The following is a 26,166-nucleotide window of genomic DNA, read 5'->3' on the forward strand; positions in this document are numbered from 1 at the left end:
TGAGAAGAATGGCCCGTTATCCTGGGGCAGTCGTCATATTATTTTCCAAAGAAATAATTTCCAAGGAAAATATTTAGCGGCTAGGGAAAACCATGGCGACACAGCCGTGGACTCAGAGTTGCCTGACGACGTTGAAAAAGTGGCCGTTGGCCTCGGCAAGGAAGACCGGTTGCTGCACCCGTGCATTGCCGCGCCACGACAGTCCGCGCACGCTGCGGAAAACCAGCGGCGCTGTGCGCCGCGCACGCTGCGGCGCAGCGGCCAGCGCCGCCAGGAAGTGCACGCCATCGTAGACGGACTGCCCCAGCGCATTCAGCACCGGTGCCCGTTCACCAAAGCGGCCGTGATAGCGTTCCTTGAAGGCCATGTTGGCCTCGTTGGGCAGGGCGGCGAAATAGCCGGCGGCCGCGAACAGCCCCTCGGTATTGGCGGCCCCGATGGCAAGCAAGCCGTTTTCCTCGATGGCGCACGACAGCCGGCGCACACGCCGCTGCAGGCCCGATGCGCCGAACTCGCGGTTAAAACGCACGGCATCTTGCCCGATCAGCGAAAGCAGGACCGCATCGGGCCGCAGCATCTCGATCTCCTGCAGGACCTTGCGATAGGACGCGCAACCGTGTTCCACATAACGATCGGCCAGCACTTCCCCGCCCAGCGCCCTTAGTGCGCCGCTGGCCAGCCCGTGCGAGGCACGCGGCCAGACGCAGTCATTGCCGACGAACACCCAGCGGCGCGCGCGGTACTGGCGATACATCGCCGCCAGCGCGGGCAAGAGTTGCTGATCCGGTGTTTCGCCGATCGCGTAGACACCGGGCGCGCATTCGCCACCTTCATAGAGCGGCGTATAGACAAACGGAATCCGTCCCCCCGTGGCGGCGCGCACGCGCGAGCGCACCGCGCTGGTATGCATGCCGACCACAGCGTCGATTTCGCCCTCGCGCACCAGGCCGCCGAGCAAGTCGGGGATATCGCGGCACTCGTCGACGGCGTTGAACACGTGGAGGCGAAGCTCCCGCCCGCGTATGCCACCCTGCCGGTTCAGTTCTTCCGCCGCGAGCTGCGCGCAGGCGCGTGCCGACGGGCCCCAGATCCCTGCGGCGCCCCGCACCGGGACTAGCAGGCCGACGTTCAGGCAATCGGCGCGGCGCGCGCCGTAGCCGGCCGGCGGCGCATCGACCAGGCAGGTCAAAGCCGGGTCGTCCGGCGCCGGGGCACAACTGGGCTGCAGTGGCTTCCATTGCATGGCTTCGTCTCCTTGCCGGGCGGGGCGGCAACGCCGCGTCTTGTCAGCGCGCCTCGATCCGCACGAATAGCAAGCGAGGACAAGGCCAGAAAACTTTCCTGGGAAAGTTTTCCCGTATTTTTCCCGTATACTAACGCAGTGTTTCACGCAGGCCTGCTCATGAGCGATTTCGACAGCTACCTAGCCCAACTCCTGTCACGCGCCCACCTCGCCGTCCACGCCCGGCTGGAACAGGCGCTGGCGGCGGAAGGCGTACAGGTCGAACATTGGAAAGTACTGCGGGTGCTGGCGGACGAGCAAGGGCACGCCATGGGCGAGGTGGCCCAGGCGCTGGCGATGCATCCGCCCACCCTGACCAAGCTGGTTGACCGCATGATCGGCCATGGCCTAGCCATGCGCAGCCCCGACCTGCACGACAACCGCCGCGTGCTGCTTTACGCCACCGACGATGGACTGGCTCTGTCCAAGCGGCTCAATCGGCTGGTGCAGCAGCATGAGGACGGCATCGTGCGCAGCCTTGGGCCCGCCAAGGCGAAACAGCTCAGGGCATTGTTGAGCGCGCTGGGCGACTGAGCCACCGGCAAGCCGCCGCCCCCGGGACTCAGAACTCCGCGTGCAGGCGCACGCCGTAGAACATCGCCGGGCCGCGGTCGCGGTTGTAGCCAGGATTGCGGATGTACTGGAAGTCCGGGCTGATGCTCAGGTACTTGACCGGCTGGAAGCTATAGAACAGCTCAACGACCTGCTCAGGACCATAGCGCAACGCGCCATCGCCAAGAAAGGCGCCCTGCCCGCCGGCAGCCAGGTAAGCCTGGTGCCGCGACCCCAGCATATTCACCGACATCGCCAACCCAACCACATCGCGCGGCCGGCCCCACGCATTGCCGTTGAGCACGCCGCCGGCGGCGACCTGGCGGCCGATTTCCGTAAAGGCGTAGGTCTCGGTCTTGTCGTCCGACATATTGGCGCGCGCGAACACACCGAGCGATTCGTTGACCCGCTGCATCAGCGACAATCCCGCGCCGATCTTGGCGTGCTCCTCGCGCACATTGGCCACGTCCGGCGCGGCGCCAGTGGCGGCGCCGAGTTGCACGGCATCGCTGAACGCGCCCATGCGCGCCTTGTTGCGCCAGAGCAGCAGGCGCGCCACGCCGGGCTGGCCGGCCAGGTTGTAGCGCTTCTCGAACTCGAGGATGTCGCCATAGTGCTGGAACATCCGCGTATCGAGTTCCAGCCCGTTGGACTCCAGCGGCTGCAGGAAGCGGCCAAGCCGCACCGACCACATGTCGCCGATGTACTCAAGCGCCACGCCCCAGTTGTAGCCGCGCGCATCGGCCGGGTAATCGAAGGAGCCGTGCGCCATGAACGACCAGTTCATGAACTGGGTGCGCGGGTCGGAGCCGTACTCGTTCTGGTCGAACACATCGAGCACGCCGAAGTTGCCGGCGGTCAGCACCACGCGGCGCTTGTCGACGCTGCCGGCCAGCTGGTTGAAATCGGCGTCCAGCTGTTCGCTGCCGCCGCCCAGCCCCCAGGTCTGGCGGACAAACGCGCGCGCCCGGTAGAACACCGGATTGGTGCTCGATACCTTGGCCAGCTCGCCGTTGCTCAGCCCGCCCAGGCCGTGCAGCTCGGAAAACGGCACGCCCTGCGTCACCTCCGGATTGAAGTGGAACTCCGCGCCGCGCCACAGGCGCAAGCCAAGATCGAGCGTGGTGCTGAACGAGTAGCTCTTGGCGCGGTCCGCCGTCAGGCTGTTGGCGCCGGAGTAGGCCGCGCCAAAGGACGGCTTGCGCTGCCAGATATAGGTGGTCTGGCCATGGAAGGCGTAGTCCTCGGGGGCATCGGCCTGCGCGGGCGCGTCGCTGCTTGTCCCGGCTTTTCCCTGCGCCAGGGCGGGCATGGCCGCCATGCCGGCAAGGCCGGCCAGCGACAAGGCCACACCCGCCAGGCGAGTGGCAAAAAACAGGCGTAGCCGCGCTGGGGCGGCGTGGAAGCGACAAAGCAGCATGAAAAAATCCGGGGAACAGCCGCAGGCAAATTCAGGGGCAAGCCCGGCTGATGGGCGGACGAAGCATAGCCAAGCGTTTATGACATGTCTACCTTGCATTGCTGCGGCGCAACATAATGAGAAGACAAGTTGCTTAAACATCACGTTGTAATCGGCCTTGAATTAATTAATTCACAAATTAATATTATCTGCAGATTCAGGAGCCGCCATGCCGCCTGCTACTGCCACCCCGCCCCCAAGCCGCCGTCCGGGCCGGCCTGCCGCCGGGCATGGGGGTAGCGCGGGCCAGCGCGAGCAATTGCTGGACGCCGCCACCGAGCTGTTCGCCCAGCGCGGCGTTGCCGCCACGCCGATCAAGACCATCGCCATCCATGCTGGCGTCACCCCGGCGCTCGTGCACTACTACTTCCGCGATCGCGACCAGTTGCTTGACGCGGTGGTCGACGAGCGCCTGCAGCCGCTGGTGGAACAGGTGTTCGCGCCGGCCGCCGCCGACAGCGCGGACGCGGCAGCCATGCTGGTGGGCATTGCCGGGCGGCTGATCCGCACCGCCGCCGCCACGCCATGGTTTCCCGGGCTGTGGATCCGCGAGATCGTCGGCGCGGACGGCCAGCTGCATCAGCGCGTGCTGCAGAAGATCGCGCTGCAGCGCGCTGGCCTGGTGATCGGCCCGCTGGCCGCGGCGCGCGCGCGCGGCGAGATCAACGCCAGCCTGGAGCCGGCGCTGCTGATGGTGTCGCTGATCGGCCTGACGCTGCTGCCGCTGGCCACTACCCATATCTGGCGCCGCCTGCCCGGCGCCGGCGCCATCGACAGCGAGGCGCTGGTGCGTCACGTGAGCGCGCTGCTGGCGCACGGCTTGGGCGTACCGCCGATCGCGCCGATCGCGCCGATACCGCATCCCGGGCCGGCCGCGCCGCCGTCCGCCTGAACCCAGCCTGCCCGCCACGGAGCCCGCATGCCTCGCCACGCTCAGCCTCATTCCTCCCGCCTCGTCGCGAACCTGCGTGCGGGCTGGCCATCGGCCGCCCTGATCGGCGCGGCGCTGCTATCTGCCTGTGGCGAGCCTGCGCCACCCTCCTGGCAAGGTTATGTGGAGGGCGAATTCGTCAGCGTGGCCTCCCCCTTTGCCGGCCGGCTGGACCAGATCTCCGTCCAGCGCGGGCAGCAGGTGGCAAGTGGCGCGCCGCTGTTCGCGCTGGAGGCCGACGACGAGCGCGCGGCCCGGCAGCAAGCGGCAGAACAAGTGCGCGTGGCCGAGTCCCAACTCGCCGACCTGCAGACCGGCAAGCGCGTGCCGGAAGTCGACGTGAGCCGAGCCCAGCTGGCGCAGGCGCAAGCCGCCTCGGTGCGCAGCGCCGCGCAACGCAAGCGCGACGAAGCCCAGTACGCCATCGGCGGGATCGCGCTGGCGCAGCTGGAAGAGAGCCGCGCCACCGCCGCCTCCGACGCCGCCCGCGTGCGCGAGCTGCAGCGCGATATCGACGTGGCCCGGCTGCCGGGACGCACCGCGCAGCAGGCGGCCCAGCAAGCCCAGGTGGCCGCCGCGCGCGCCGCGCTGGCGCAGGCCGAGTGGAAGCTGTCGCGCAAGACCGTGGGCGCCACGCAGGCCGGCCTGGTCTACGACACGCCCTTCCGCCTTGGCGACTGGGTGCCGGCCGGCAGCCCGGTGGTGCGGCTGCTGCCGCCGGGCAACGTCAAGGTGCGTTTCTACGTGCCGCAGGCCGTGCTCGGCGCGTTCAAGAACGGCCAGGCCGTGCGCGTGCGCTGCGATGGCTGCGCCGCGCCCATTGCGGCCACGGTCACCTACATCTCCAGCCAGGCCGAGTACACGCCGCCGGTGATCTACAGCAATGAAACGCGCAACAAGCTGGTGTTCCTGGTGGAAGCGCGGCCCGCACCGGCCGACGCGCCCAAGCTCCATCCGGGCCAGCCGGTCGAGGTGGCAAGGCCATGAACGCGACCGTTGCTCCCCTGGACGGCGGGCCCGGCAAAGCCAGCGCCCTGGCCATCGACGTGCACGGCATCAACAAGCACTACGGTGACAAGCACGTCGTCAACAACCTGACGATGCAAGTCGCGCGCGGCGAGATCTTCGGCTTCCTCGGCCCGAACGGCAGCGGCAAAACCACGTCCATCCGCATGATGTGCGGGCTGCTGACGCCGGACTCCGGCACCGGCACCTGCCTGGGCTACGACATCCTGCGCGAGACCGCCGAGATCAAGCGGCGCGTGGGATACATGACACAGAAGTTCTCCTACTGGGACGATCTCTCCATCCGCGAGAACCTGGATTTCGTGGCGCGCGTGTACGGCATGCCGCGCCGGCGCGAGGTGGTGGACCGGGCGCTCGAGCACCTCGGCCTGGCCAGCCGCGCGCAGCAACTGGCCGGCGCGCTCTCGGGCGGCTGGAAGCAGCGCCTGGCGCTGACCGCCTGCCTGCTGCATGAACCGGAACTGTTGCTGCTGGACGAGCCCACCGCCGGGGTCGACCCGAAGGCGCGCCGCGATTTCTGGGAGCAACTGCACCAGCTAGCGGCGCGCGGCATCTCGGTGCTCGTCAGCACGCACTACATGGATGAAGCCGAGCGTTGCCACAAGCTCGCCTATATCGCCTACGGCAAGCTGCTGGCGCAGGGCACGGCCAGCGAAGTGGTAGCCAGCCAGAAGCTCGTCACCTGGAGCGTGCAGGGCGAGCAGCTCTCCGCGCTGTCGGATCAGCTCAAGGGCGCGCCGGGCGTGGAACAGACCGTGGTGTTCGGCAGCGCCCTGCACGTCACCGGGCACGACGCGCCCGCGCTGGAAGCCACGCTGCGCCGCGTTGCCGGCCCGCAGCACCGGATCGAGCCGATCGAGACCAGCCTGGAAGACGTCTTCATCCACATGATGAGCGGCGCTGAGGACAATATGCGCGCGGGCAAGCAAAAGCAAAAAACCAGGCAGGACGGCAAGGGGGCCCGGGCATGACGCGCGACGCAGGCGAACCGGCCAAGGCCACCAACGGCGCACGCTTCCCGCTCTCCCTGCAGCGCTGGTGGAGCATCGTGATCAAGGAGTTCCTGCAGCTGCGCCGGGACCGCGTCACCTTCGGCATGATCGTCGGCCTGCCCATCGTGCAGCTGATGCTGTTCGGCTTCGCCATCAACACCGATCCACGCCACCTCACCACCGCGGTCATCGCCGCAGACCAGAGCGAGTTCACCCGCTCCTTCGTGGCCGGCATGCAGGCAACCACCTACTTCAACGTGGTCGGCACCCTGCCCGACGAAGCCGCCGGGCGCGAGGCGCTGATGAAGGGCGAGGTGCAGTTCGTGCTCAGCATCCCGCCCGACTTCACCAGCCGGCTGCTGCGTGGCGAACGCCCGGCGCTGCTGGTGGAGGCCGATGCCACCGACCCTTCCGCCACCGGCTCGGCCATCGCCGCGCTGTCGCAGCTGCCGTTCTCGGTCGCGGACAAGGACCTGCAGGGCGCGCTGGCGCACCTGGCGGGCGGCAAGCCGCCGTTCGACGTGCAGGTGCAGCGCCTCTATAACCCGGAGGGACTCACGCAGTACAACATCATTCCCGGATTGATGGGCGTGATCCTGACCATGACCATGGTCATGATGACGGGCCTGGCGATGACGCGCGAACGCGAGCGCGGCACCATGGAAAACCTGCTTTCCACGCCGGTCAGGCCGCTGGAGGTGATCAGCGGCAAGATCGTCCCTTACATCTTCATCGGCCTGATCCAGTCCACCATCATCCTGCTGGCCGCGCGCTGGGTCTTCGGCGTGCCCTTTGTCGGCTCGGTGGTCGCGGTCTACCTGGCGGCGCTGCTGTTTATCGCCGCCAACCTGACCGTGGGCATCACACTGTCGTCGCTTGCGCAAAACCAGCTGCAGGCGGTGCAGCTGACGTTCTTCTACTTCCTGCCGAACCTGCTGCTGTCCGGCTTCATGTTTCCCTTCCAGGGGATGCCGCGCTGGGCGCAGGCCATTGGCAATGTGCTGCCGATGACCTACTTCAACCGCCTGATCCGCGGCATCCTGCTCAAGGGCAACAGCTGGACCGAGCTCTGGCCGAACGTGTGGCCGATGGCCCTGTTCACGGTCGTCGTCATGACCATTGCAGTGCGCTTCTATCGCCGCACGCTGGATTGAGGAGCCTGCCATGCAAGCCTCGCCACACGGTAAATCCACATCCCGCACGGTCCTCGCCGTGCTGGCGGCAGCCATGCTTTCGGCATGCGCGGTGGGCCCGGACTTCACCGAGCCGGCCGCGCCCGCTGCACCGTCCTATACCGAGGGCACACAGCCAGCGCGCACCAGCGCCGCCGACGCACCGCACGGCCAGGCACAAACGCTGGAGAGCGGCGCCGACGTGCCGGCGCAATGGTGGACGCTGTTCCGCAGCCCCGCGCTGGACCACGCCATCCGCGCGGCACTGGACGCCAGCCCGACGCTGGCGCAAGCACAGGCCCGCATTGAACAGGCGCGCCAGGAACTGGTGGCCACCACCGGCGCGCGCCTGCTGCCGCGGGTGGACGCCAAGCTCAACACCACGCGCCAGCAGGTCGACTTCAACTCGCTTGGTATCACCGCCTTTCCCAGTCCCGGGCCGTTCACGCTGTACGGCGCCAGCGTGGAAATCTCCTACTCGCTCGACCTGTTCGGCGGCCAGCGCCGCGAACTGGAAGGCCTGCGCGCGGCGGTGGACTATCAACGCTTCGAGCTGGAAGCCGCGCGCCTGACGCTGGCCGGCAACGTGGCCACGGCCGCCATCCGCGAGGCCGGCTTGCGCGCGCAGATTGCCAACACCGAGGCCATCGTGGCGGCGCAGCAGCGCCAGCTCGCCATCACCGAGCAACGCTTGCGCGCAGGCGGCGTGGCGCAGGTGGACGCGCAGCGCCAGCGCAATGAACTGGCGCAGAGCCAGGCCTTGCTGCCGGGCCTGGTGCAGCAGCTTGCGGCCACGCGGCATCAGCTTGCCGTGTACCTGGGACAGGCGCCCGCGAGCGTCCAGCTGCCCGAGTTCCGGCTGGAAGATCTCACCTTGCCCGCCACGCTTCCGGTGAGCCTGCCCTCCGCCATGGCAAGGCAGCGCCCGGATATCCGCGCGGCCGAGGCGCTGCTGCACCAGGCGTCGGCCAATATCGGCGTGGCCACCGCGCAGCTCTACCCGCAGCTCACGCTGTCCGGCAGCGCCGGCACGCAGGCGCTCTCCGCGCGCGATCTGTTTGGCAGCCTCAACGTGTGGTCGCTGGCCGCGGGGCTGGTGCAGCCGGTGTTCCGGGGCGGCGAGCTGGTGGCGCGCAAGCGCGCGGCGCAAGCGGCCTACGCGCAATCGCTCGCGGCCTACCAGCAAACGGTGCTGCAGGGCCTGCGCGAAGTCGCGGATTCGCTGCGCGCGCTGGAGGCCGATGCCAACACCTTGCAGGCGCGCGCCGACAGTGCGAAACAGGCCGCCGATACGCTGTCGATCGTGACCGGCCAGTATCGTCTCGGCGGCGTCAGCCAGCTTGCGGTGCTCGATGCCGAGCGGCAGTACCGGCAGGCCGCGCTTTCGCTGTCGCAGGCTACCGCCAGCCGCTTTACCGATTCCGCGGCGCTGCTGCAGGCGCTAGGGGGCGGCTGGTGGCAGGCAGAAGCGGCCGCTGCGCAGTGAAGCGTAGTGCTAATGCTAGTGCTAGCGGTGCCGTCTCGACATGAAGATGGCGCACGCCAGCCCGCTCGCACCGCGAACGGCGCGGCGCTCAACGCCCCAGGAAACCGCGCAACCGCCGCACACCTTCATCCAGCCTCGCCGGATCACACGCGTAGCACCACCGCACAAAGCCCTCCCCCTCGTCCCCGAACGCGCTTCCCGGCGCCAGCCCGAGCCGTGCCTCGCGCACCAGCTGCTTGCACAACGCCAGGCTGTCGCTGGCGCCGGCCAGCCGGAAGAACACATACATGGCCCCCTCGGGCGCATGCACATCCACGCCCGGCACCACAGCCAACGCACCCACCAGGTGATCGCGCGCCGCGCGCAGCCTGCCGACCAGTTCACGGGTAAAGGCCTCGCCCTCCCGCACCGCCACAATGCCGGCTTCCTGCACGAAGGACGGCGCGCACGACGTGTTGTACTCAACCAGCTTGCCCAGGTCGTCGGTGAGCGCCGCGGGCAGCACCATCCAGCCCAGCCGCCAGCCGGTCATCAGCCAGGCCTTGGAGAACGAGTTGACGCAGATCACCCGCTCGTCGCGGCTGGCGATATCCAGGAACGACGGCGCGATGGCGCCATCGCCTTCGCCGTAATACAACCGTTCGTACACTTCATCGGCAATGATCCAGATGCCATGGCGCCGGCAGTGCGCGAGCACCGCTTGCTGGTCCGCGTGCGACATCACCCAGCCGGTCGGGTTGTTCGGCGAGTTGATCATGAGCAAGCGCGTATCAGGCGTCAGCGCGGCCAGCAGCTTGTCGAGATCCAGGGTCCAGCCGTGCGCGCCGTAATCGAGCGAGACGGTTTCCACCTCGGCGCCAAGGATCTTGGGGATTTCCACCAGGTTGGGCCACAGCGGCGTGACGGCAACCGCGCGGTCACCGGGCCCGGCCACCAGTTGGGCAGCCAGCATCAGCGCGTTGACGCCGGCGCTGGTCACCACCACATTGTCCAGGGCGGTGGCGCCATGCAGCGCGCTGACGTAGTCGGCCAGCGCGCTGCGCAGCGGGGCAATGCCCAGGTTGTGCGTGTAGAACGTCGCCCCGCCGGCCAGTGCCCGGCTGGCGGCGTCGCGGATAAAGGCGGGCGTGACCTGGTCGGATTCGCCGAACCAGAAGGGCAGTACGTCGGGCAGGCCGATGCCGGCATTGGCCACCTCGCGGATGCGCGAGGCGCGCAGGTGATGGACGGTGGCGCGGGCTGCGGCCGGGGCGCACGCAAAGCCGGACGGGCTGGTGGACATCTGAGCTCCTTGCGGTGTAAGGGTCGGACTGCGGGTCGGACTGCGGAACCCACAGAGCGTACCGCAAAGGCACTGCCGCCGGTATGCCCGGCAGCATGCCGAGCTGGCTGGCTAACGCCCGGGCCCGCCGGAGTCGTCCTGCTGCGGCCAGCCGGGTTTCATCCGCAGGCCAAAGCTGCTGCGCGGCTGCACGTCGCGCTCGGGGCGCAGTGCGTATTGGTCGTGGTTGACCTGCGGTGCGGTGGTGGCTTGCTGAACGGCCCGGGAGGTTGGCGTCGGCGCCGAGGCCGCGCGCTTGCCCGCCTTGGCAGGCGCGCGTGCGCCGCTAGCGTCCGATGCGGCAGCGGGTGCCGCCAGCGCGGACGTGCTGGCCAGGGCGAGCGATAGCGCCGTCACGATGGCGGGTAGGGAGAGGAGGGAGAAAAGGGAAAGGGGTTTTGCTATCACGCTGTCATGCGGCGGCTACGCATGGCCCGCCCGGCCGCCACCTCTGTGGCGCACGGCTGGACCGGCGGCGGCCACCAGTTGCTGAATCCGTCATTGTGTCAGCTACCGGGGCCGCCGGGTGAAAACGGCCTGCAGCCTCGCCCTCCGGGGAGGGGCGAGGCCGCCGCGCTGGCTTTACTGCGCCGCCGCAAGGCGGTGCCCGGCGTCGTTGCCGCTCTCCGGCATTGCCTTGCCAGCCGACTTGCCGCGGGCCAGCACCGGCGCCAGCGCCGCGCCGGTGTGGCTGGCCCGCACCCGCACCAGCCCCTCGGGGTCGGTCGCGGCGACAATGCCGCCGCCCGCCACGCCGCCTTCCGGGCCCAGGTCGAGGATCCAGTCGGCCTCGGCGATCACGTCGAGATCATGCTCGATCACCACCACGCTGTGCCCTCCATCGGCCAGCCGGTGCAGCACGCGGATCAGCTTGGCCACGTCGGCCATGTGCAGGCCCACGGTAGGCTCATCCAGCACGTACAGCGTATGCGGCGCCTGCTGCCCACGGCGGGTGATGTCGTCCCGCACCTTGGACAGCTCGGTCACCAGCTTGATGCGCTGCGCCTCGCCGCCGGACAGCGTGGGCGACGGCTGGCCCAGCGTCAGGTAGCCCAGGCCCACGTCCTTCATCAGCTGCAGCGGGTGCGCGATATTGGACATGGCGGAGAAGAATTCCACCGCCTCGTCGATCTCCATCGTCAGCACGTCGCCGATATTCTTGCCGCGCCAGGTGACCGCCAGCGTCTCCGGGTTGAAGCGCTGGCCGTGGCAGACATCGCAATGCACCTTCACATCCGGCAGGAAGCTCATGCCGATGGTGCGCACGCCCTGCCCCTCGCAGGCCGGGCAGCGCCCGTCGCCGGTGTTGAAGGAAAAGCGCGAGGCGGAATAGCCGCGCGCCTTGGCCTCCAGCGTCTGCGCGAACAGCTTGCGGATGGTGTCCCACACGCCGATATACGTGGCCGGGCAGGAGCGCGGCGTCTTGCCGATCGGGGTCTGGTCGACCTCCAGCACGCGGTCGATGCTCTCATACCCGGTGATGGACTCGCAGCCCTGCCAGTTGTGCGTGACCTCCAGCTTGCGGCGCGGCTCGGTGCGCGCCGTGGCCTGCGAGCGCGCGGGCGCCTCGCTGCCCGCCGCCTTGCGCGCGCGCCGCGTGGCCGGCGACGACATCACCGAGCGGCCCACCGCGTCGAGCAGGTTGGCCATCAGCACATCGCGCGCCAGCGTGGACTTGCCGGAACCGCTGACACCCGTGATGGCAACCAGCCGCGCCAGCGGAATGCTGGCGGTCACGTTGCGCAGGTTGTGCTTCGTGGCGTGATGCACGGTCAGCCAGCGCTCGGGTATGGCCTCATTGTTCTTGCCCGCCGGCTTGACCTCACGGCGTGGCTGCAACGGATGCAGGATCGGATGGGCGAGGAACTGCCCGGTCAGCGAATCCGCACTGGCCGACAGCGCGGCCACGCCGCCTTGCGCCACCAGCGTGCCGCCGCGCTTGCCGGCGCCAGGACCGATGTCGATGATATGGTCGGCGCGGCGGATGGTGTCCTCGTCGTGCTCCACCACCACCAGCGTGTTGCCCTTCTCGCCGAGCTTGCGCAGGGCGTCGAGCAGGATCTGGTTGTCGCGCGGATGCAGGCCGATGGTGGGCTCGTCAAGCACGTAGCACACGCCCTGCAGGTTGCTGCCAAGCTGCGCCGCCAGCCGGATGCGCTGCGCCTCGCCGCCGGACAGGCTGGGCGCGGCGCGGTCCAGGCTCAGGTAGCCCAGGCCGACCTCTTCCAGGAACTGCAGGCGGCTGCGGATCTCGCTCACCACATCGCGCGCGATCTCGCCTTCGCGCCCGGCCAGGTGCAGGCCCTGCACCCAGCGGTGCGTGTCGGACACCGTCCACTGTGCCACTTCCACGATGGGGTGCGCGTCGAAGGTGACCGCGCGCGCCACCGGGTTCAGCCGTGTGCCGCCGCAATCCGCGCACGGGGTATCGGCGACGTCATCGGGCTCTTGCTGCTCCGAGGGCAGCGTCTGCTCGCGCCCGCGGTTGTCGTCGGCCATCACGGTATCGTCGTAGACCGCGCGCTGCTCCCGCGTGAGGGTCAGGCCGGTGCCGACGCAACTGGTGCACCAGCCGTGCTTGCTGTTGTAGGAGAACAGGCGCGGGTCCAGTTCCGGGTAGCTGGTGCTGCACACCGGGCAGGCGCGCTTGGTCGAGAACACGGTGGTGCTGCCGACGCGGGCGGTGCCGCCGTTGCCCATCGCGTGCTGCAGACCATCGAGCGGCGCCAGCAGGTGCATCACGCCCTTGCCGGCTTCCAGCGCCTGCCCGAGCAGCGCGCGCAATGCGGCTTCGTTGTCCGCGGACACGATGATGTCACCCACCGGCAGTTCGATGGTGTGCTCGCGGAAACGGTCCAGGCGCGGCCACGGGTCCACCGGCAGGAATTCGCCGTCGACACGCAGGTGCGTGTTACCGCGCGCCTTGGCCCATTTGGCCAGGTCGGTATAGACACCCTTGCGGTTGACCACCAGCGGCGCCAGCAGGCCCACATGCTGGCCCTTGTAGTCGCGCAGCAATTGCGCCACGATGGACTCGGGGCTTTGCGAGGTGACTGGCGTGCCGTCGTGGATGCAATGCTGGATGCCCAGCTTCACATACATCAGCCGCAGGAAATGCCAGACCTCGGAAGTGGTCGCCACCGTGCTCTTGCGGCCGCCGCGCGACAGGCGCTGCTCGATGGCCACGGTGGGCGGAATGCCGTACACCGCATCCACCTCCGGGCGCCCGGCGGGCTGCACGATGGAGCGCGCATAGGCGTTGAGGGATTCGAGATAGCGGCGCTGCCCTTCATGGAAGAGGATGTCGAAAGCAAGCGTGGATTTGCCCGAGCCCGACACACCGGTGACCACATTGAATTTGCCGTGCGGGATATCGACGTTGAGCGCCTTCAGGTTGTGCTCGTGCGCGTTGACGATGCGCACCACGTCCTCGCCCTCGATGGCGCGGCGCGCGCGCGCAGCGCGCAAGGCTGCCTGCAAGGGCACGCCCGCGTCCTCCGCGACGAAGGCATGGCCGACGGCGCGGTCGTATTGCAGCAGCGCCTTGCCGGTATGCGAGTGCGCGCAGCGCTTGACGTCTTCCGGCGTGCCCACGCACAGCACTTCACCGCCGGCGTCGCCGCCCTCGGGGCCGAGGTCGATGATCCAGTCGGCGGCGCGCACCACGTCGAGGTTGTGCTCGATCACGATCAGCGAGTGGCCGCCATCGAGCAGCTTGCCGAATGCGCGCATCAGCTTGGCGATGTCGTCGAAGTGCAGCCCGGTGGTGGGCTCGTCGAACATGAACAGCTTGCACTCGTACGGCATCGGCTTGGCGCGCGTATTGCTCGCCTGCGCGGTCTCGGCCAGGTAGCCTGCCAGCTTCAGCCGCTGGGCCTCGCCCCCGGACAATGTCGGCACCGGCTGGCCCAGCTTCACATATTCCAGGCCCACGTCGACGATCGGCTGCAGCACGCGCAGCACCGCCGCGTCGCCAGCAAAATACGCCACGGCCTCGCTCACGGTGAGTTCCAGCACATCGGCCACGCTGAACGCGCGCGGCGGCTGGCCCGGCAATGCGCGCTCGATCTTCACTTCGAGGATTTCCGCGCGGTAGCGCCGTCCATCGCAATCCGGGCAGCGCAGGTAGACGTCGGAGAGGAACTGCATCTCGACGTGCTCGAAGCCCGAGCCGCCGCAGGTGGGGCAGCGCCCGTCGCCGGAGTTGAAGCTGAACATGCCCGCGGTATAGCTGCGCTGCAGCGCCATCGGCGCCTTGGCGAACAGCTTGCGGATCTCGTCGAAGGCCCCCACATAACTGGCCGGGTTGGAGCGCGCGGTCTTGCCGATGGGCGACTGGTCGACGAACACCACATCGGCCACCTGTTCCGCGCCGGTGAGGCTGCGAAAGGCGCCGGGCGCATCCGTGGACTTGCCGAACTGGCGCGCCATGGCTGGATACAGCACGTCCTGCAGCAAGGTGGACTTGCCCGAGCCAGAAACGCCGGTCACGCATACCAGGCGCTGCAGCGGGATCTCCACGGTGACGTCACGCAGGTTGTGCTCGGAGGCGCCTTCGAGCACGATGCGCGGCGTGGCGGCATCCACCGCGCGAGGTTGCCAGCGGGAAAGATCGGTTACCTGGCGATGGCCGGCAAGATATTCGCCGGTGAGCGTGCCCGAGCCGCGGATATCGGCAGGCGTGCCGTCAAAGATGATGTTGCCACCGCGCTCGCCCGGGCCGGGGCCCATGTCGATGAGCCGGTCTGCCGCGAGCATCACCGAAGGATCGTGCTCCACCACCACCAGCGTATTGCCGGCGTCACGCAGGCGATGCATGGCCTCGACGATGCGGTTCAGGTCGCGCGGGTGCAGGCCGATGCTGGGCTCATCCAGTACGAACAGCGTCTTGACCAGCGAAGTGCCCAGCGCGGTGGTGAGGTTGATCCGTTGCACCTCGCCGCCGGACAGCGTGCGGCTCTGGCGGTCCAGCGTCAGGTAGCCCAGGCCCACGTCGCACAGGTATTTCAGGCGCGTGCGCACTTCGGCCAGCAATAGCTTGAGCGCGTCATCGAGCATCAGGCTCGGCAGCGTGAGCTCGTCGAAGAACTTGCGGATGCGCTCGATCGGCATCAGCATCAGGTCGTGCACGGTGAGGCCCGGCAGCGCTTCGAGCTGCGTGCGGTCCCAGTCCACGCCGCGCGGCAGGAAGCGCTTCTCCGGCGCGCACACGGCGTCCGCACCCGGCTTGCTGCCCAGGCGCCACAACAGCGCCTCGGTCTTCAGCCGCGCGCCGTCGCAGGTCTCGCACGGCGTATAGCTGCGGTACTTCGATAGCAGCACGCGGATGTGCATCTTGTACGCCTTCGACTCCAGGTAGTCGAAAAAGCGCTTGACGCCATACCAGTGCGTATTCCACTTGCCGTTCCAGTCCGGCGAGCCGTCGATGACCCAGGCGCGCTCGGCCGGGGTGAGGCTCGACCAGGCCACGTCGCGCGGAATGCCCGCCTTGGCGGCGTAGCGCATCAGGTCGTCCTGGCACTCCTTCCAGGCCGGCGTCTGCATCGGCTTGATGGCGCCGCCGCGCAGCGTCTTGCGCTCGTCCGGGATCACCAGGCCGAGGTCGACGCCGATCACGCGGCCGAAGCCGCGGCAGGTCTCGCAGGCGCCGTAGGCGGAGTTGAAGGAGAACAGCGCGGGCTGCGGATCGGCATAGCGGATATCGCTTTCCGGGCTGTGCAGGCCGGTGGAGAAGCGCCAAACCTGTGGCTCCGCGCCCTCATTGGCAGTGTCGGGCACATAGACGTTGACCCGGCCGCTGCCGCGCTTGAGCGATGCCTCGATGGCTTCCAGCGCCCGCACCTTCTCGGTATTGCCGAGACGGAAGCGGTCGGCCACCACGTCCAGCACCTTGCGCGGGCCGGTGGGCGAGGCCACCACGCGCTGCGCCTGCACTCGCGTGTAGCCGCTGACGGAGAGCCACTGCTCGATCTCGGCATCGGTGGTGGTTTCCGGCAGTTCCACCGGGAAGGTGACGACCAGGCGTGGATCGCCCTGGGCGGCACGTGCTTGCAGCTCCGCGTAGATGGTTTCCGGCGAGTCATGCCGCACGGGCTGCGCGGTCTGGCGGTCGAACAGCTCGGCGGCGCGCGCGTACAGCAGCTTCAGGTGATCGTTGAGCTCCGTCATCGTGCCGACCGTGGAGCGCGAGCTGCGCACCGGGTTGGTCTGGTCGATGGCGATGGCCGGCGGCACGCCGTCCACCCGGTCCACCTGCGGCCGGTCCATGCGGTCCAGGAACTGGCGCGCATAGGCGCTGAAGGTTTCGACATAGCGCCGCTGCCCTTCGGCGTAGAGCGTATCGAACACCAGGCTCGATTTGCCCGAGCCCGACGGCCCCGTCACCACGGTCATTTCGCCGGTGTGCAGGTCGAGGTCGAGATTCTTGAGATTGTGCTGACGGGCTCCGCGGATACGGATGACACCGGATGACATGGGATGCGTCCTTTAAAGCGTGGCTTGCGAGTGGCTAGCTGGTGGCTTGCGTGCGGCGTGCGATTGGCGAAGACGGGCCTGGCAGGGCACACGGGCCCCGGGAGCGCGGCGAAAGCCTTCGCGAATCGCGGTGTTGGTACGGTCAGGCCGCTATCCTATCCCGAAGGACGGCAGCGTGCCGCGCGCTGAAGTGTGGCGCTGACATCTCCTGACAGCACGGTGTCAGGAGGAAATGGGGACGGATTGGAAAAAGGAAAGGCCTGCGAGGCGCCCGGCGCCTTGCCGGGCGCGTGCCCACCCACCATTGCGCGCTAATCCGCAGGTACCGGCGAACAGCCACTGCCGCCAGGACGCCTCAATGGGTTGCAGGCAAGCGGTAGCCGTCGTTGAGGGTCTTCAGGAACACGACGACGTCGCGGATCTCCGCCTCCGACAGCGCGGCCTTGCTGCCAGGCGCGCCGCCGAACGGAGGCTCCATATTGACGTTGTCACGATACCGCGCCGGCAGGTCGTCGAACTTGTCGATGCTGCCGTCGGCCTTGCGCGGGTACCACTTGCCGGGATTGCTGTCCCGTTGCACATAGAAACGCAACACCTCTTCCAGCGAATGAAAGGCGCCGTTGTGGAAGAAGGTCTTGCGTTGCGCCACGTTGCGCAGGCCAGGCGTGCGGAACAGGCCACAGTACTCTGCGCGCGCCTTCAGGTCGGTGCGATCCGGCCCGCACAGGCCCATGTCGAAGAAGGCCGGATCGGCATTGACCGCCAGCTTGCGGTTGCGCGGCACGCCCAGCGCGATAAAGCCAAAATCGCTGAAGGCGGGAAAGACGCCGTCGGCGCTGATCGCGCTGGGGTGGCAGGCCGCGCAGTTGCCCTTGGCGGGATCGTTGAACAGGCGCAGGCCGCGCGCTTCCTGCTCGCTCAGCTTGACCTTGCGCCGCAAGAACGCATCGTACTTGCTGCTGTAGGGATAGAACTCGGACGGCGTTTCCTGGAACACCTCGAGCGCCATCAGCGCTGCCTGGAAGGCTACCTCGTCGCGCTCCAGGATGTCGGCGCCAAACACCTCGCGCAAGGTCTGCGCATGCTTGCCGGTGCGCAGCCTGGCGGCCACCGCCGCCGCGTCCGCGTTCGCCATCTCATGCGGTGACAGCAAGGGAATGCCGGCCTGCTCGTGCGTGGAAGACGCCCGCCCGTCCCAGTTGTGGCCGCCGGTGGGGCCCTGGTCTTCGCTGTCGTTGCCGTCGTTCTCGTGGAAATGCTCGGAGAACGGCGGCACGTTCTGCACATAGCGCAGCGACGGCGCCGCGCGCGCGCCGGCGCGCAGCATGTCGGGGCCGCCCAGTTGCACCGACAGGTCGTTGGCCGGCCCATAGGCGTGTTCCGGGCTGTGGCAGCTTGCGCACGCGAGCCGGCCGGACGCCGACAACGCGGGATCAAAGAACAGCGCCTTGCCAAGCGCGGCCATGGCCGGCACCTGCGGCCGGCGCGTTGCCATCATGGTGTAGAACGCGTCGGCATAGGCTGGCCGCGAAGGCGCGGCGACCTGGCTGGCAGCCGGCGCGGATGCCGGGGCCGCGGCCACGCCCTCCTGTGCGGACTTGCCACAGCCCGCCAGGGTCAGGGCGAAAGACAGCAGCAAGGCCCCCGTGGCAAGGCGGCGGATCGGGGAAGGAACTGGCGGCAGAACAAAGCGCGGTGGCATCTGTGCGGCGAAGTGGAATGGCCAGGGCGGGATGGGTGCGGCAGCCCAGGCACAGGAGATTCAGGAACGGGCCGCCACGCTAGCACGCGTGCATGACAGCGGCATGTCATGCGTGGCGGATGTCTTTTTCTCGTCCCGGCGCCATCATCAATCTGACATGGAGCGGCGCGAGAATCGCGCGGCTGTCCCAAAAAAAACCGCCTTACACATAACGAAAAAAGGATATTCCATGCGCCGAGCCTTAAGACTTTATCCCCTTGCAGCGGTGGCCGCCGCTGCCATGGCCGCCTGCGGCGGCAGCGACTCCGGGAGCGGAAGCACGCCCGCAGCTGTCACCACCTCGGGCGTGGTGACCGGCAGCTATTTCGAGCACGCCAAGGTCTGCATCGATGCCAACAACAATGGCAAGTGCGAAAGCACGGAGACCAGCACCTACACCGACAAGAACGGCGCCTTTACGCTCACCGGCCAGGGCGCGATCGCCGCCGAGATCGGCAGCGACGCCTTCCGCAACGATGACACCGGCGGCCACGCAGCCGTGACCCGTCCGCTGGTGTTCCGCGCACCGGCCGGCGCCAACGGCGTGCTCAGCGCGATTACGACCGAACTGGTCGCGCTCATGGAGTCCAACGGTGGCGACCTCACCGCGGCCAAGGCACGTCTGGCCGCCCGCATCGGCGTGACGGCGGACAAGCTGCTGGCCGACCACAACAAGGAAACCGACAAGACCATCAAGGCGACCCTGCAGGCGGAGATCGATCAGACCATCGACCTGATCGCCGACTCGGTGGCCGGCGGCGGCGACATCGCCCAGGCGCTGCGCGACGGCGTCGCCAAGCGGGTCGCCCTCGACAACATCAAGACCGTGGTGGTGATCTATGCCGAGAACCGCGGCTTCGACAATCTCTACGGCCTGTTCCCGGGCGCCAACGGCATCCCCGGCGTGAACCCCACCTCGACCGGCACCGCCGAGCCCCAGAAGGATTTCGACGGCTCCGTGCTGCCGGTGCTGCCGCCGACCTGGGGCGGGTTCACCGCGCAAGGGCAAAGCCTGCAGCTGCAGCAGGCCAGCACCGCCAACTGGCCGAACAAGCCGTTCCAGATCGACAATCCTGCCGGCGTCAACGGCACCGGCACATTTGTCTCGCAATCCGTCACCACGCGCGACCTGGTGCACCGCTTCTACAACAACCAGATGCAGATCAACGGCGGCAAGAACGACAAGTACGCCGCGTTCTCGGACGCGGGCGGCCTGACGATGGGCTATTACGACGGCAGCCAGATGCAGATGTGGCAGCTCGCCAAGCAATATGTGCTGGCCGACAATTTCTACATGGGTGCATTTGGTGGCTCGTTCCTGAACCACCAGTACCTGATCTGCGCCTGCGCGCCGCAGTACCCGAACGCCGACGCGGCCACCTCGCCGGCCAAGAACTCGATCTCGGCGATCGATCTCGACGCCAATGGCAACTTCGTGCGCCTGACCCCCGGCACCGGCAACCCCACCTCGGTCCTCTCCGGCAAGGCGGTGTACCAGAACGACAGCACGCTGACGCCCAAGGACGCCAGCGGCATGTTCTACGCGGTCAACACCATGCAGCCGGACTACCAGCCGAGCGGCAACAAGCCCGCCACCACCGATGCCACAGGCCTCTACGCCGACCCCACCAAGGCGACCACGCTGCCGCCGCAGACCCAGACCACCATCGGCGACCTGCTGAACGCGCGCGGCGTGAGCTGGGCCTGGTACGCCGGTGCCTGGGCCAAGGCCACGCAGGACCCGACCGCCATCTACAACAACACGGTGCCCAACTTCCAGGCGCACCACCAGCCGTTCAACTACTACGCCAACTTCGACCCGGTCACCCAGGCTGCCAACCGCAGCGCGCACCTGAAGGACTTCGACAGCCAGTTCCTGCAGGACGCCGCTGCCGGCAACCTCCCTGCGGTCACCTTCTACAAGCCGCAGGGCAACCTGAACCAGCATCCCGGCTACGCGAGCGTGGCCGACGGCGACAAGCATATCGCCAGCGTGATCGCGCAACTCCAGCAGAGCCCGCAGTGGAAGAACATGCTGATTCTCGTCACCTACGACGAAAACGGCGGCTTCTACGACCACGCGCAAGTGCCCGCCGGCGACCGCTGGGGCCCGGGCACGCGCATCCCTGCGATCCTCGTGTCGCCGTACGCGAAGAAAGGCTTTGTCGACCACACGCAATACGACACGGCCTCGGCGCTGCGCTTCATCACCCGCCGCTTTGTCCTGCCGACCCTGCCGGGCCTGCAGCAACGCGATACCGCCCTGCTCGCCAACAAGGGCAAGGCCATGGGCGACCTGACCAACGCGCTGGACTTCACCGCCATGCCGCACTGAGCACGCACGGCGCCTTCGAGGAGCCAAGAAACAAAAAACCCCGGGAGTCAACGACTCCCGGGGTTTTTTGTTTGCCGGTGCAGGCCGTACCGACTGTGTCGGCCTGGGATGGCGGGGATGCTCAGAACGATTTAGAACGGAATATCGTCGTCCATGTCTTCAAAGCCGTTCGACGGAGCCTGCTGCTGGCGACGCGCGCCGCCAGCACCTTGCTGGCCGCCGGCAGCCTGGCCGCCACCGCTGCGCGCACCGCCGCCGTAACCACCGCCGCCGCCCGACGATTCGCGGCCACCACCGTAGCCACCGCCGCCACCGCCCATGTCGTCGCCACCGCCGCCACCGCCGCCGCCCATGCCCTGGCGCGAGCCCAGCATCTGCATTTGCTCAGCCACGATTTCGGTGCTGTACTTTTCCGCGCCAGACTGGTCGGTCCACTTGCGGGTACGGATGCGCCCTTCGATATAGACCTGCGAGCCCTTGCGCAGGTACTGGCCGGCGATCTCGGCCAGCTTGCCGAAGAAGGCGATGCGGTGCCACTCGGTGGCTTCCTTCATCTCGCCGCTGGTCTTGTCCTTGTAACGATCGGTGGTCGCCAGGCGGATGTTGCTCACGGCGTCGCCGCTGGGCAGGTAGCGGGTTTCCGGATCCGCGCCCAGGTTGCCGACGAGGATGACTTTGTTGATCGATGCCATGTGAATGTTCTCCCAGGGCCACGCCCTCTGCTGCAAGCGGCGTGGCAATGCCTTGACTGTTGACTGATGCGTAAACGAATAACGCGCCCCCGGCCAAGAAGTCGGGCGCGCGGTCATGCTAGTGCCTAATTACGGCAAAAAGCTATACGAAGTGATGCGGGCAGCCCTTGCGGACCAATGACCGCGGGCTGCCAACTTCAGGCAGCGACGGCCTGGGCACTGCTTTTCCGGGCCGGCGGCGACTTCATGTTCCAGGCGATTATAAGCCAGAGGAGGAGCACCACGGCGCAGCCGATGAAGACCGCGCTACGGCCTTCGTGCTTGAGCAGCCAGCCACCCACGGCGCCGCCCAGGAACAGTCCCATCGCCTGCGTCGTGTTGTAGACGCCAAGCGCCGCCCCGCGCGCGGCGGCGGCGTAGCGCGACACCAGCGAGGGCTGCATGGCTTCCAGCACGTTGAAGGCCACGAAGAACAGCAGCAACACACCCACGATGCCCCACAGGCCGTGCACGGCGGCAAACAGCAGCTGCACCGCGGTCATCAGGCCGACCGCGCCGAGCAGCACGGGGCGTACCTTGCCATAGCGCTCGGCGGCCATCATCGGCCCGAGCATCAGCACGAAGGACACCAGCACCACCGGCAGGTAGACCTTCCAGTGCTGGTCCAGCGGCATGCCGGCATCGCTGAGCATGGCCGGCACCACCATGAACATGGCCACCTGCGACGCGTGCAGTGCCAGCACGCCCACGTTCAGGCGGACCAGGTCGGGGTTGAGCAGCACGCTGCGAAACGGCAGCCGCACGGGATGCGGCGGCGGCGGCGTGGGCACCAGGAACAGGGTCACCAGGATGGCGACCACGCCCAGCACCGACATCAGCGTGAAGATCCCGGGCATGCCGATGCTGTGCAGCAGCGGCGAGGCAATCACCAGCGACAGCGCGAAGGTCAGGCCGATGCTGCCGCCCACCATGGCCATGGCCTTGGTGCGATGCTGCTCGCGGGTCAGGTCGGCGATGCAGGCGGTGATGGCTGCCGAGATCGCGCCCATGCCTTGCAGCGAGCGGCCGATGATGATGCCGGACAGCGTGTCGGAGTTGGCCGCCACCAGGCCGCCGGCGACAAACAGCAGCAGGCCCGCCACCATCACCGGCTTGCGGCCAACGCGGTCGGACAGCCAGCCGAGAGGAATGTGCAGGAAGGCTTGCATCAGGCCGTAGATGCCCATGGCCAGGCCCACGCGCTGGGCGTCGTGGCCATCGGGCAGGCCATGCGCATATTCGGCGAACACGGGCAGGATAAGGAACAGGCCCAGCATGCGCAGCGCAAAAATACTGGCGAGCGAAATGCTGGCCCGCACTTCCGTGCCGGTCATGCGGTCGCGCCCGGCAGCGGGCTGAACCTTGGAATCGTCGGCCTTGGCCGCATCTTGGGAGGAGCTATGGATCGACGACATTGCGATCGTGGGGAATTTCTATGACGGATTGCCGGGTCGTGCACCGCGCACGCACCGCATCACCCCAATGCTGACGGGGCGGCGACAACTTCGATCCATGGCCGGAGCGGAAGTTGCGGCGCTTCTGCCACCGTTGCTGCAGGGCGCAGTCTCATGGCCCAAGCAACCCCCGGAAACCGAAGTTCGGTATATTAACAGGTTTGCTCCGCTGCGCTTTCGGCTCCGAATCGGACACCGCGAGCCCCGGCGCGGGCCGGCAAAGCCCGGCCTGAGGCTGGCCTGAAGCCGGTCGCAGCCCTGCTGGCATGCTTTTTTCTTGAAATTCCGTGAGACCCGGCCTGTCGACCCGACCGGCGGCCCCGCCTGGCGAAGACAATCGGTATATGGAAGAAATTAGAATCCGTGGTGCCCGTACCCACAACCTGAAGAACATCAATCTCGATCTGCCGCGCAACAAGCTGATCGTGATTACCGGGCTGTCCGGATCGGGCAAGTCCTCGCTCGCCTTCGATACCCTGTACGCGGAGGGCCAGCGCCGCTACGTGGAGTCGCTGTCGGCCTACGCGCGCCAGTTCCTGCAGCTGATGGAAAAGCCGGACGTCGACCTGATCGAGGGGCTATCGCCCGCGATCGCCATCGAACAGAAGGCAACCAGCCACAACCCGCGCTCAACCGTGGGCACGGTCACCGAGATCCACGACTACCTGCGGCTGCTGTTCGCACGCGCCGGCACGCCTTACTGCCCCGACCACAACCTGGCGTTGCAGGCGCAAAGCGTCTCGCAGATGGTCGACGCCGCGCTGGCGCTGCCGGAAGACACCAAGCTGATGATCCTGGCACCGGTGGTGGCCAACCGCAAGGGCGAACATTCCGACCTGTTCGACACCATGCAGGCCCAGGGTTTCGTGCGCTTTCGCATCCGCTCCGGCGGCGGCACCACGCATGAGGCACCGGCGGTGGTCTACGAGGTGGACGCGCTGCCCAAGCTGAAAAAGACCGAGAAGCATTCCATCGACGTGGTGGTGGATCGCGTCAAGGTACGCCCGGACATCAAGCAACGACTGGCGGAATCGTTTGAGACCGCGCTGCGCCTGGCCGATGGCCGCGCCATCGCGCTGGAGATCGACACCAACCAGGAGCACGGGTTCAGCTCCAAGTTTGCCTGCCCGATCTGCTCGTACTCGCTGCAGGAGCTGGAGCCGCGGCTGTTCTCGTTCAACAACCCGATGGGCGCCTGCCCGAGCTGCGACGGCCTGGGCCAGATCACCTTCTTCGATCCCAAGCGGGTGGTGGCCTTCCCTAACCTGTCGCTGGCCTCGGGCGCCATCAAGGGCTGGGACCGCCGCAACCAGTTTTACTTCCAGATGCTGCAAAGCCTGGCGGCCTACTACGACTTCGAGCTCGATACGGCCTTCGAGGACCTGCCGGCCGAGGTGCAGGAAGTCGTGCTGCACGGCTCGGGCGACGTGGAGATCCCGTTCACCTACATGAACGAACGTGGCCGCACCACGGTGCGCGAGCATGCCTTCGAGGGCATCATTCCCAACCTGGAGCGCCGCTACCGCGAGACCGACTCCATCGCGGTGCGCGAGGAGCTCGCCAAGTACCAGAACAACCAGGCCTGCCCCGCCTGCCACGGTACCCGCCTGCGCACCGAGGCGCGCCACGTCAAGCTGGGCGAGAACGACCAGGCGCGCGCCATCTACGAGATCAACGGCTGGCCGCTGCGCGACGCGCTCACCTATTTCCTCACGCTGGACATGCACGGCGCCAAGCGCGAGATCGCCGACAAGATCGTCAAGGAAATCAGCGCGCGCCTGAACTTCCTCAACAACGTGGGGCTGGATTACCTGTCGCTCGAGCGCAGCGCCGACACGCTGTCGGGCGGCGAGGCGCAACGCATCCGGCTGGCGTCGCAGATCGGCTCCGGCCTGACCGGCGTGATGTACGTGCTGGACGAACCTTCCATCGGCCTGCACCAGCGCGACAACGACCGCCTGATCGGCACGCTCAAGCACCTGCGCGACATCGGCAACTCCGTGCTGGTGGTGGAGCACGACGAAGACATGATCCGCGCCTGCGACTACGTGGTCGACATCGGCCCGGGCGCCGGCGTGCACGGCGGCATGATCGTGGCCGAAGGCACGCCGCAGCAGATCGAGCAGTCGGCCAATTCGCTCACCGGGCAGTACATGTCCGGCGCGCGCCGCATCGAGGTGCCGAAAGAGCGTGCCGCGCCCGACGAGGAAAAGCTGCTGCGCATCATCAACGCAACCGGCAACAACCTGCGCAACGTCAGCGCCGAGATCCCGGTGGGCCTGCTCACCTGCGTGACCGGCGTGTCCGGCTCGGGCAAGTCGACGCTGATCAACGACACGCTCTACCACGCGGTGGCGCGCCACCTGTATGGCTCCACGGCGGAGCCGGCCGCGCACGACCGCATCGACGGGCTGGAGCATTTCGACAAGGTCATCAACGTCGACCAGAGCCCGATCGGCCGCACCCCGCGCTCCAACCCCGCTACGTACACCGGCCTGTTCACGCCGATCCGCGAGCTGTTCGCGGGCGTGCCCTCGGCCAAGGAGCGTGGCTACGATCCGGGCCGCTTCTCGTTCAACGTCAAGGGCGGGCGCTGCGAGGCCTGCCAGGGCGATGGCGTGATCAAGGTCGAGATGCATTTCCTGCCGGACGTGTACGTGCCTTGCGACGTCTGCCACGGCAAGCGCTACAACCGCGAAACGCTGGAGGTGCTCTACAAGGGCAAGAACATCCACGAAGTGCTCGACATGACGGTAGAGCACGCGCACGAGTTCTTCCTGGCGGTGCCTGTCGTGCGGCGCAAGCTCAAGACGCTGCTGGACGTGGGCCTTGGCTACATCCGGCTGGGCCAGTCCGCCACCACGCTCTCGGGCGGCGAGGCGCAGCGCGTCAAGCTGTCGCTGGAGCTGTCCAAGCGCGACACCGGCCGCACGCTCTACATCCTGGACGAGCCCACCACGGGCCTGCACTTCCACGATATCGAGCTGCTGCTCAAGGTCATCCACAAGCTGCGCGACCAGGGCAACACGGTGGTCATCATCGAGCACAACCTGGACGTGATCAAGACCGCGGACTGGCTGCTCGACATGGGCCCGGAGGGCGGTGCGGGCGGTGGCCAGGTGATCGCCAAGGGCACGCCGGAAACGGTGGCGGCTAGCCGCGCGAGCTTCACCGGCAAGTACCTGGCGCCGCTGCTCGAGCGCCGCTGAC

16 protein-coding genes are annotated in these 26,166 nt (G+C 67.6%); 8 read left to right on the top strand and 8 right to left on the bottom strand.

What is annotated here, in order from left to right; translation table 11 throughout:
• Positions 1-112 precede the first annotated feature (112 nt).
• Positions 113-1,243: a substrate-binding domain-containing protein gene (locus AC1Q7Q_RS15120; protein ID WP_492375786.1), complete on the bottom strand. Its 1,131-nt coding sequence runs from the start codon at positions 1,241-1,243 to the stop codon at positions 113-115.
• Between the two features lie 159 nt (positions 1,244-1,402).
• Here AC1Q7Q_RS15120 and AC1Q7Q_RS15125 point away from each other — a divergent pair, with 159 nt between their 5' ends.
• A complete protein-coding gene (locus AC1Q7Q_RS15125; RefSeq protein WP_309407351.1) occupies positions 1,403-1,816 on the top strand; it encodes a MarR family winged helix-turn-helix transcriptional regulator in 414 nt (137 codons plus the stop codon).
• A gap of 28 nt (positions 1,817-1,844) precedes the next feature.
• On the opposite strand, the gene AC1Q7Q_RS15130 is transcribed toward AC1Q7Q_RS15125, so the two are convergent.
• On the bottom strand, positions 1,845-3,254 hold the full coding sequence (locus tag AC1Q7Q_RS15130) for a carbohydrate porin (protein WP_492375785.1): 1,410 nt from the start codon (positions 3,252-3,254) through the stop codon (positions 1,845-1,847).
• Between the two features lie 208 nt (positions 3,255-3,462).
• Here AC1Q7Q_RS15130 and AC1Q7Q_RS15135 point away from each other — a divergent pair, with 208 nt between their 5' ends.
• Genes AC1Q7Q_RS15135 through AC1Q7Q_RS15155 form a run of 5 tightly spaced genes read left to right on the top strand, consistent with a single transcriptional unit; the run spans position 3,463 to position 8,900 of the window.
• Positions 3,463-4,185 (top strand): TetR/AcrR family transcriptional regulator, encoded by a 723-nt coding sequence (locus AC1Q7Q_RS15135; protein WP_492375784.1) that lies wholly within the window; start codon positions 3,463-3,465, stop codon positions 4,183-4,185.
• 27 nt (positions 4,186-4,212) lie between these two features.
• Positions 4,213-5,211 (top strand): HlyD family secretion protein, encoded by a 999-nt coding sequence (locus AC1Q7Q_RS15140; protein ID WP_492375783.1) that lies wholly within the window; start codon positions 4,213-4,215, stop codon positions 5,209-5,211.
• Complete coding sequence (locus AC1Q7Q_RS15145) at positions 5,208-6,221, top strand: ABC transporter ATP-binding protein (protein WP_492375782.1); 1,014 nt, start codon at positions 5,208-5,210, stop codon at positions 6,219-6,221. Before AC1Q7Q_RS15140 ends, AC1Q7Q_RS15145 begins: the two co-directional genes overlap by 4 nt.
• Complete coding sequence (locus AC1Q7Q_RS15150; protein WP_492375781.1) at positions 6,218-7,396, top strand: ABC transporter permease; 1,179 nt, start codon at positions 6,218-6,220, stop codon at positions 7,394-7,396. Before AC1Q7Q_RS15145 ends, AC1Q7Q_RS15150 begins: the two co-directional genes overlap by 4 nt.
• 10 nt (positions 7,397-7,406) lie before the next feature.
• Entirely contained in the window at positions 7,407-8,900 is a 1,494-nt protein-coding gene (locus AC1Q7Q_RS15155; protein WP_492375780.1) for an efflux transporter outer membrane subunit, read from the top strand.
• An 88-nt stretch (positions 8,901-8,988) separates the two neighbouring features.
• On the opposite strand, the gene AC1Q7Q_RS15160 is transcribed toward AC1Q7Q_RS15155, so the two are convergent.
• From AC1Q7Q_RS15160 to AC1Q7Q_RS15175, 4 genes are all read right to left on the bottom strand, one after another.
• Entirely contained in the window at positions 8,989-10,182 is a 1,194-nt protein-coding gene (locus AC1Q7Q_RS15160; RefSeq protein ID WP_492375779.1) for a pyridoxal phosphate-dependent aminotransferase, read from the bottom strand.
• Between the two features lie 111 nt (positions 10,183-10,293).
• Positions 10,294-10,629, bottom strand: a complete 336-nt coding sequence (locus AC1Q7Q_RS15165) for a hypothetical protein (RefSeq protein WP_492375778.1) — start codon at positions 10,627-10,629, stop codon at positions 10,294-10,296.
• Positions 10,630-10,803: 174 nt separating this feature from the next.
• Positions 10,804-16,695: an excinuclease ABC subunit UvrA gene (gene uvrA / locus AC1Q7Q_RS15170; protein ID WP_492375777.1), complete on the bottom strand. Its 5,892-nt coding sequence runs from the start codon at positions 16,693-16,695 to the stop codon at positions 10,804-10,806.
• A gap of 355 nt (positions 16,696-17,050) precedes the next feature.
• The gene (locus AC1Q7Q_RS15175) at positions 17,051-18,397 is read right to left on the bottom strand and encodes a cytochrome-c peroxidase (protein WP_492375776.1); all 1,347 of its coding nucleotides are present in this window, start codon (positions 18,395-18,397) and stop codon (positions 17,051-17,053) included.
• Between the two features lie 229 nt (positions 18,398-18,626).
• Between AC1Q7Q_RS15175 and acpA the strand changes: the two genes are divergently transcribed.
• Positions 18,627-20,771, top strand: a complete 2,145-nt coding sequence (gene acpA, locus AC1Q7Q_RS15180) for an acid phosphatase (protein ID WP_492375775.1) — start codon at positions 18,627-18,629, stop codon at positions 20,769-20,771.
• A gap of 131 nt (positions 20,772-20,902) precedes the next feature.
• Here the strand turns inward: acpA and ssb are convergent, their stop codons facing one another.
• Together ssb and AC1Q7Q_RS15190 are read right to left on the bottom strand one after the other, a co-directional pair.
• Positions 20,903-21,463 carry a single-stranded DNA-binding protein gene (ssb, locus tag AC1Q7Q_RS15185; RefSeq protein WP_174425613.1) on the bottom strand — a complete coding sequence of 187 codons (561 nt, stop codon included), beginning with the start codon at positions 21,461-21,463 and terminating at the stop codon, positions 20,903-20,905.
• 197 nt (positions 21,464-21,660) lie between these two features.
• On the bottom strand, positions 21,661-22,917 hold the full coding sequence (locus AC1Q7Q_RS15190; protein WP_492375330.1) for an MFS transporter: 1,257 nt from the start codon (positions 22,915-22,917) through the stop codon (positions 21,661-21,663).
• Positions 22,918-23,300: 383 nt separating this feature from the next.
• Between AC1Q7Q_RS15190 and uvrA (AC1Q7Q_RS15195) the strand changes: the two genes are divergently transcribed.
• Positions 23,301-26,165: an excinuclease ABC subunit UvrA gene (uvrA, locus tag AC1Q7Q_RS15195; protein WP_150991795.1), complete on the top strand. Its 2,865-nt coding sequence runs from the start codon at positions 23,301-23,303 to the stop codon at positions 26,163-26,165.
• Position 26,166 lies beyond the last annotated feature (1 nt).

The sequence above is a fragment of the Cupriavidus sp. GW823-FHT07A04 genome (assembly GCF_058794615.1).